At 62.9% G+C, this 8212-nt stretch carries 9 protein-coding genes; 6 read left to right on the top strand and 3 right to left on the bottom strand.

Features of this window, described 5'->3' with window-relative positions; genetic code table 11:
* The 5 genes from ENZ75_RS12995 to ENZ75_RS12975 all read left to right on the top strand — a co-directional run.
* Positions 1–719: extracellular solute-binding protein (locus ENZ75_RS12995; protein ID WP_128278128.1), on the top strand; the 719-nt coding region annotated here is incomplete at its 5' end.
* Between the two features lie 13 nt (positions 720–732).
* Positions 733–1614, top strand: coding sequence for an ABC transporter permease (locus tag ENZ75_RS12990; protein ID WP_063168083.1), 882 nt, complete (start codon positions 733–735; stop codon positions 1612–1614).
* A 1-nt stretch (position 1615) separates the two neighbouring features.
* Positions 1616–2398, top strand: a complete 783-nt coding sequence (locus ENZ75_RS12985; protein WP_013531381.1) for an ABC transporter permease — start codon at positions 1616–1618, stop codon at positions 2396–2398.
* A complete protein-coding gene (locus ENZ75_RS12980) occupies positions 2395–3459 on the top strand; it encodes an ABC transporter ATP-binding protein (RefSeq protein ID WP_063168084.1) in 1065 nt (354 codons plus the stop codon). The genes ENZ75_RS12985 and ENZ75_RS12980 overlap by 4 nt, the downstream gene beginning before the upstream one ends.
* Positions 3460–3479: 20 nt before the next feature.
* On the top strand, positions 3480–4238 hold the full coding sequence (locus tag ENZ75_RS12975; protein WP_063168085.1) for an MBL fold metallo-hydrolase: 759 nt from the start codon (positions 3480–3482) through the stop codon (positions 4236–4238).
* 107 nt (positions 4239–4345) lie between these two features.
* On the opposite strand, the gene ENZ75_RS12970 is transcribed toward ENZ75_RS12975, so the two are convergent.
* The 3 genes from ENZ75_RS12970 to ENZ75_RS12960 form a co-directional block, all read right to left on the bottom strand.
* Positions 4346–5047, bottom strand: coding sequence for a TetR/AcrR family transcriptional regulator (locus ENZ75_RS12970; protein ID WP_063168086.1), 702 nt, complete (start codon positions 5045–5047; stop codon positions 4346–4348).
* Positions 5048–5186: 139 nt separating this feature from the next.
* A complete protein-coding gene (locus ENZ75_RS12965) occupies positions 5187–6614 on the bottom strand; it encodes an amidase (RefSeq protein WP_063168087.1) in 1428 nt (475 codons plus the stop codon).
* Between the two features lie 85 nt (positions 6615–6699).
* Positions 6700–7734: an extracellular solute-binding protein gene (locus tag ENZ75_RS12960; RefSeq protein WP_024503894.1), complete on the bottom strand. Its 1035-nt coding sequence runs from the start codon at positions 7732–7734 to the stop codon at positions 6700–6702.
* Here ENZ75_RS12960 and ENZ75_RS12955 point away from each other — a divergent pair.
* On the top strand, positions 7706–7984 hold the full coding sequence (locus tag ENZ75_RS12955; protein ID WP_127224493.1) for a hypothetical protein: 279 nt from the start codon (positions 7706–7708) through the stop codon (positions 7982–7984). The genes ENZ75_RS12960 and ENZ75_RS12955 overlap by 29 nt on opposite strands.
* The last annotated feature ends 228 nt before the right edge of the window (positions 7985–8212 follow it).

Raw genomic sequence — 8212 nt, 5'->3', positions numbered from 1 at the left:
AGATGAACGGCTCCACCATGGTCGGCGGCAAGCGCTACGGCATCACCGAAAAGTTCGGCTACAACACGATCGGCTACAACAAGACCAAGGTCGATCCGGCCGACATGCAGTCGATGGCGGCCCTGACCGGCGACAAGTACAAGGGCAAGGTCGCCATCTACGACTACTACCTGCCGGTCATCGGCATGGCCGCACTGGCGATCGGCAAGAAGACGGCCGATCTCACCGAAGCCGACCTGCCCGCCCTCAAGGACGAGCTCTTGAAGATGAAAGCCAATGCCAAGCTGGTCGGCGAAGTGACCGCCAGCCAGACGGCGCTGGCGACGGGCGAGGTCGACATACTGGTCGGCGGCGGCGAATGGGTGACGGCGGGCCTAGCCAAGGAAAACCCGGCGCTGGACTTCTCCATCCCGAAAGAAGGTGCGGTTCTGTGGTCGCAGTCGCTGGCCATGTTCAAGGATTCCAAGAACAAGGACATGGCGCTGAAGTTCATCCAGTACATTATGAGCCCGGAGGGCCAGGCGCGGCTTGCCACCTCCTCCTGCTACTGGGGCATGCCGGCCAACACCAAGGCAGCACTGACCGACGACCAGAAGAAGGTGCTGCGCTTCGACGAACAGCCGGGCTTCCTGACGCGTGCCCAGGCCTATCCGGCGCCGAACGCCGATCTCGACAAGAAGATGCAGGACATGTGGACCGAAATGCTGCAGGCGAAATGAGCCGATAGCGCTCATGAGCTCGGCTGGAAACAACCCCTTGCCCCGGGCGGGCCATACCCTGCCCCGGGCGAGCTCTGCTCTGCCCTGGGCGCTGGTCACGCCGGCGCTCGGCTGGACGCTGCTGTTCTTCGTGCTGCCGTTCATTGCCATGGGGTTTTCCAGCCTGACGGCGCATGAGGGCGGCGGCTTCACGCTGTCCAACTACAGCCAATTCTTCACCAACCCCTCCTACTGGCAGGCGATGGTGAACTCGCTTGAGGTGACCGCGATCGTCACCGTGGTCTCGGTGCTGCTCGCCTATCCCTTCGCCTGGATCCTCGCCGAACAGGTGCCGGAGCGCTGGCAGCGGCTGGCGCTGATGCTGGCGGTGCTGCCGTTCTGGACCTCCTATGTCGTGCGCTCCTATTCCTGGCTGCTGGTGCTGGCGCAGAACGGCGTCATAAACCGGGCGCTGACCGGCTCCGGCCTCATCAGCGAGCCTGTGCATCTCGCCAACACGCGTTTCGCCACCATCACCGGCTTCGTGCACTTCTTCGTCATGTTGTTGACGCTGACGATCTTCGCCAATCTCAAGCAGCTCAGCCCGAGCTACCGCAAGGCGGCCGCCGATCTCGGCGCCGGGCCGGTGCGAACCTTCCTGCATGTCGTGCTGCCGCTGACCTTGCCCGGCATCATGGTCGGCGCCTTCCTCACCTTCGTGCTGTGCATCGGCGACTACATCACGCCGCAGATCCTGGGCGGCAACAACGAGCTGCTGATGCCGCAGCTGGTGATGATGCAGATCGGCCGGCGCGGCGACTTTCCGCTGGCCTCGGCGCTGTCGATCATCCTGATGGCGGTGGTCACCATCGCCTATCTCGCCTGCGCCCACTGGCTGAAGATCGAGCGGGCCTGAGATGCGCAGGATTGTCCGCATCGCCTCCTGGCTCTACGCGCTTGCCGTCTACGGCTTCATCTTCCTGCCCGTGATCGTGCTGGTACTGTTTTCGCTGCAGGCGACGTCGTTCCCGATCCCGCCCTTCACCGGCCCGTCGCTGCGCTGGTACGACGCGGTGCTCTCGGACCCACGGCTGACTTCGGCGTTGGTCAATTCGCTGCTGGTCGCGTCCATCTCGTCGCTCGCCGCCGTGACGCTCGGCTTCCTTTCCGCCTGGGGCTTTGCCCGCTTCGTCCTGCCCGGCTCCGGCCTGCTGCGCGGGCTGATCACCCTGCCGCTGACGGTCAGCTATCTCATCATCGGCATGGGGCTGCTGGTGCTGTTCAACTGGGCCGGCGTACCGAAATCGCTACTGGCTGCCGGCATCGGCCATGTCGTGATCAATCTGCCGCTGTGCTTTGCCATCATCTACAGCCAGATGGGCGACCATCAGATCAACATCGAGCGCGCCGCGCGCGACCTCGGCGCGCCGGAATGGAAGGTGCTGCTGTTGATCACCGTGCCGGTCATGGCGCCGGCCATCTTCGCCGGCTTCTTCCTGTCGATGACCTTCTCCTGGGACGAATTCGTGATCTCCTTCCTGCTCACCCGCTTCGACACCACGCTGCCGGTCGAGATCTGGAACCTGCTGCGTTCCGGCCTCAATCCCAAGACCAATGCCGTCGGCTCGCTGGTCTTCGCCGTCTCCATCGTGCTGGTGGTGTTTTTTGAACTGACATTGCTTCGGAGAAAGCCGGCATGAGCGCGCCCCTCGTCGACATCAGCAGTGTCTCGCATCGCTTCGGCCAGCACACCGTGCTGAAGGATGTCTCGCTGCAGATCGAGCCCGGCAGCTACACGATCCTGCTCGGGCCGTCCGGCTCCGGCAAGACGACGCTCTTGTCCATTCTGGGCGGCTTCGTCACCCCCAGCGAAGGCAAGGTGTTCATCCGTGGCGAGGATTGCACGTCGGTGCCGCCGGCCAAGCGCCCGACGACGACGGTGTTCCAGGACTATGCGCTGTTTCCGCATATGAGCGTCGGCAGCAATGTCGGCTTCGGCCTGCGCATGCAGGGCGTCGACGGCGCGACACGCGCCGCAAAGGCGCGCGAGGCGCTGGCGCTGGTCGGTCTCGCCTCTGCCTTCGACAAGAAGCCGCATCAGCTCTCCGGCGGCCAACGGCAGCGCGTGGCGCTGGCGCGGGCGCTGGTGATCGAGCCGGCGGTGCTGTTGCTCGACGAGCCGCTCGGCGCCCTCGACCTCAAACTTCGCCGGCAGATGCAGGATGAATTGAAGGCGATCCAGAAGCGCGTCGGCACCGCCTTTATCCATGTCACGCACGACCAGGAAGAGGCGATGGCGCTGGCCGACCATTGCGTGGTGATGAATGACGGGCGCATCGAGGACGAAGGTCCGCCAGAGCGCGTCTACGCACGGCCGGCGACGCGTTTTTCGGCGACCTTCATGGGCGAAAGCACGATCCTCGCCGGCACGGTCACGGAGGCGAAGGATAGGACAAGCACCGTCGCGACGCCGGTCGGGCCGGTCTCGCTGCCCGGCGCCTTGCCGGTCGGCTCTACCGTTGCGCTGGCCATACGGCCGGAGCATCTTGTCCTCGGCGAGGCGCGCGGCGGTGTCAGGCTTGGCACAGCCGAGGTGAGCGACGTGGTTTTCCAGGGCAGCTTCAAGCGCGTGCTCGCCGTTTCCGTCGAGGACCCTTCGCTCCACTTCATCGCCAAATTGCCCGCGACGGCGACCGTCCAGCCGGGCGACAGGGTCGCGATTTCCTGCGATACCGACCAGATCATCCTGCTGACGGACTGAACTTTCTGACGGATTGAAACATGGCAACGCTTGCGGTCATCGAGGCACCAGACTGGTACGAGACCATCCGCATGAGCGATGGCGTGACCTTGATCCACGAGCCTTGGATAAAACCGTTCTTCCGCTGCAACATGTGGCATGTGCGCGGCCGCGATCGTGACCTTCTGTTCGACACCGGGCTTGGCCATTTCAGCCTCAGGCGTCACGTGCCGTTGGTCAGCGAGCGCAAGCTGATTTGCGTCGCCAGCCACACGCATTTCGATCATATAGGCTGCCACCACGAATTTCCCGAACGGTGCGTGCACGCCGCCGAGGCCGGGATCCTCGCCGATCCGCGTAACGAGTGGACGGCAGCCGACACCTATGCGACCGACGAAATGTTCGATTGCCAGCCGCAAGGCTGGAACACGGCGCGCTACCGTATTCCGCCCGCACCGGCAGGCCGTTTGCTCAAGCATGGGGACGTCGTCGATCTCGGCGATCGTGCCTTCGAGGTGATCCACACGCCCGGCCATTCGCCCGGCGGCATCGCGCTCTATGAAAACAGGACGGGCATCCTGTTATCAGGCGATATCATCTATGACGGCCCGCTGATCGACGACGTCTACCACTCGGACATATCAGACTACATGGCGACACTGCTGCGCCTGCGCGACCTCGATGTCTCGGTCGTGCATGGCGGCCATTTCCCGAGTTTCGGCAAGGTGCGCTACCGCCAGCTTGTCGACGAGTATCTGGAACAGAAGCGGCAGGCCGGCTGCCATCTGCGGCAGCCATGAAAGCGGTCAGAGCGGTTCACCGTTTCACGGAAACGGCGAACCACTCCAACTCCTTGTTTGGCGCAATTCCGGACGGAAAACCGTTTCACACTTTTCCTGGAATTGCTCTAGCGCATCAGTTCGAAATGCCGCGGGAATGCCTGATGCAGCAGGAGCAGCATGGTCTTGCGCAGCACGTTGGTGTCACGGCTGGATGGATTGAGATGATCCCAATACCAGGCGCCGTGGACCAGATAATTCAGGCTCTCCGACAGCGTGTCGATGTCGACGTCGGTGTAACCGCCGCTGCGCGAAATCTCGATCAGCAACTCGCGCGCTTCGGCGGTGTAGGCAAGATCGCTCGGCAGGCCGATCTCATTGTAGATCTGCATGCTCTTGCGGTCGCTGGAGAACACGACAAAGACCGAAACCCATTTCGGGTGCTGGCGGGCGAAACGTTGCGCGCAATCGACCGCGCCCAGGGCCCGCTCAACCGGCGACAGGCCGGGCGCTCGCACCAGCGTCACCCACAGCTCGTCGTATCGATCGCTGAGATACTGCAGGACGGCGCGAAACAGGTTCTCCTTGCTGCGGAAATGGAAGACGACCAGGGCATTGGACGAGCCGACATGTTCGGCGATGCGCTGCATGGTGACGCTTGCCAGTCCCTCCTCCGCGATGAGCTCGATGGTGGCGTCGATGATCCGCTGCACGCTGGCTTCGCCGCGTTCGCGCCGACGGTCCTTGGGCGGCGCGGCATCGTTTGCCGCACGTCCATTCTTCGCCGTTGCGCCTTTGCGTTTTGCCGCCGCAGTGTTTTGTTGCGCCATCTTCGTCCAGCTCCTTTCGGACTTCTGCCGGCGATCGCCGGCGCCGCCACGGATCCGTCTATTCGAGGTGTCCGGCGTCGGCTCACCACAACCGAAACCGCAGATCAACCACGATCGCGGCAAGGGCCGCATCGCCCTGTTATAGCGACGGGCGCGTTTCGGCGTTTGTGTACCACTGCCCCTTGGCCATCTCATAGGCCATGGCCGCCCGGAAGACATCGGCATCGCAATAGGTGCGGCCGACGATCTGGATGCCTGTCGGCACGCCGCTTGCCGCCCGGCCCGACGGCACGGATAGAACCGGACAGCGGCTCATCATGTTGAACGGCGTCGTCATCACCCAGCCAAGCGACGGGTTCACCTGCTTGCCGTTGATCTCGACCGTGCCCGTTGTCTGATCGAACTCCGCCGGCACGGCGGGAAGCGCGTTGGTCGGGCAGATCAGCACATCGTAGGTCTCCAGCAGCGGCCCCAGCGTCTGGTACATCCTGGCCGCCACTTCCAGTGTTCCGACAAAGTCCGTCGCCTTCGACCTTTGCCCGTCCTCGGCGAACTGCCTGGCATAGCTCGTCATGTCCTTGCCGTGCTCCTTGAGCAGTTGCGACAGTGAGGCGCCGAACAGATGTTCGAGATAGGCCATGCCCGCCTTGAGCACGTCGTCGCCCCAGCCCAGATCGACTTCCTCGACCGTGGCGCCAAGCGAGCGAAACACATCGCAGGCGGCAAGCGTGTTCTTGCGCACGTCCGGATCGACCTCGAAAGAACCGAGGTCCATCGAGAAAGCAATCTTCCAGCCCTTGATCGGCTTGTAGTCGCTGGGCAGGCGCAGTTTGGGGCGGAGCGTGGCGATGTCGAGCGGGCTCGGTCCGGCCATCACGTTCTGCAGCAGGATCGCATCCCCGACGTTTCGCGCCAAAGGTCCGGTGTGGCAGTAGAAATCGAGGTTGAACGGCGGCTCGTCCGGATTGCGCCCGTAAGGCGGCTTGAAGCCGACAAGACCGCAGGCCGACGCGGGAATTCGGATCGACCCGGCAATGTCCGAGCCGGTGGCGATCGACGACGTGCCGGACGCCAGCGTCGCCGCGGCACCGCCGGACGAACCGCCGGGCGTGAAATCCGGGTTCCACGGATTGCGCGTCACGCCCCAGCGTTTCGACCAGGTGTAGCCGGCGCAGCTGAATTCAGGCGTCGCCGTGCGGGCATGGACAATGCCTCCGGCCTTGATGATGCGCTCGTTCATCGTCGACGTATGGCCACCGATGGCATCCCGGGACAGCAGCGAGCCGTGCGAGGTCGGCTTGTCCTTGATGTAGCTCTCGTCCTTGATGCCGATCGGCAGCCCCTCGAGCGCCCCGGTACGGGCCCCCCTGGCGTATTTCGCCTCGGCTTTCCTGGCCAGATCCATCGCCTCGTCGAAATGCGTGAAGGTGAGGCAGTTGATCGTCGGCTTGGTGGCTTCGGCGCGGCGGATGGTGGCCTGCATCAGTTCGACGGGCGAAAGCTTCTTTGCCTTGAACAGCCGCAGCGCCTCGCTGGCCGGCATGTAGCAAAGGTCGAGATCGGTCATGGGAAGTCTCCTGCGATCTGCGCATCGCGTTGCATGGACGGAGATGACCGCGCCGCGTGCTGCGGCGCGGGAAAGCCTGGTCAGGTCATTTCTGCAGATCGGTCCAGATCTTCGTGTAGAGCGCCTGCACGTCGGGCGGGCATGCCTGCATGAACTGGCCCTTGGCGGCGAAATCGGCGGGAATGTTGACTTCCGGCGCGGTCTTCATGTCGTCGGGCATGAAGGCTTCCGAGCCCTTGATGCCGTTCGAATAACGCGCAAAGGCTGAGATCAGCGCCGCATTCTGCGGATCCATGATGAAATTCTGGAACAGCTTGGCGTTGTCGACGTTTTTGGCGTCCTTGAGGACAGCGACATTGTCCATCCAGATCGGATAGCCTTCCTTGGGATAGCCATAGACGATCTTGTCGTTCTCAAGCCGCTCGCGCAGCGATATGCCGTTCCAGTTGACGCCCGCGGCGATGTCGCCCCTGCCCAGGCCGTCGACGGCCGCATAGTCGAGCGAAAGCCATTTCGCCTTGGCCTCCACCAGCTTGTCATGCACCTTCTTCAGCATCTGCATGTCGCTGCTGCAATATTTGCCACCCTCGTAAGCGATGGCGAGGAACATGATGTCACCCATTTCGGGTACGACATTGATCTTGCCGACGAGTTCGGGGGGTGGGTCGAGGAAGATCGCCGATGTGTTGGGGTCGCCGGCATAAACCGACTTGTTCACCGAAATGCCGGTCGTTCCCCACTGCCATGGAACGGTATATTTGCGGCCTGGATCGAATGGAACATCGACCCACCTGGGATCGACGTTCTTGAAGTTCTCCATCTTGTTGGGATCGGTCTCCAAGAGCAGACCTTCGCTGATCCAGACCGGCACGACGCTCGCCGAGGGCACGACGATGTCATAGCCGGAGGCGCCCTGCCGGACCTTGGCCAGGGCGGTATCGTTGGAATCATAGTCGGTGACGGTGACCTTGACCTTGTAGGTCTCCTCGAACTTCTTGATCAGCTCGGGACTGGTGTAGTTGCCCCAATTGTAGATGTTGAGTTCGCCGTCGGCATGGGCAACGCCCGTGACAGTCAGCAGCGACAGGCCGATGGCCGTCGCGGTCAGTTTCCAGTTCATGCTGTATGCTCCCATTGTTGGGACCGGCGGCGTTACGGCCTCAGGTCCGTTTCCTGCTGACGAAAAGATGGCCGCGACAATGCCGATCGACGGCACGAGAACGGCCGTCGGCATCGCATTTGCGGCATGCGGCGCACCGGCAACGGCAAGCCGCATCGCAGTCGAGATATTCCCCTCTTCACGGTGGCCATTCACCGGCTGGCGCCGGCTGTCCAACTCAATTCGCGACCTCAGGAGTAACTATGACTAAACATGCAGTCAATATCTTTATGCGGATACGGCCATGGCTCGCCGATCGATGCGCCCGATGCGGTGGTGACCAAGTGGGCAGCCAGGAAAGAGCTTTGGCCGCGACGTCGGGCGCGTCAGGCCGTTGGGGCCGCAACGGTTCCGGCCGCAATTCGCTGACGGAACCAATCGAAGGTGCGCCCGATGCCTTCCTGATAGCCCGTCCTGGCTTCCCAGCCAGGAAGGACAT

This window comes from Mesorhizobium sp. M7A.F.Ca.CA.002.04.1.1, assembly GCF_004022805.1.
Lineage (GTDB): Bacteria > Pseudomonadota > Alphaproteobacteria > Rhizobiales > Rhizobiaceae > Mesorhizobium > Mesorhizobium ciceri.
This window is presented reverse-complemented; position numbering and strand designations above follow the sequence as displayed.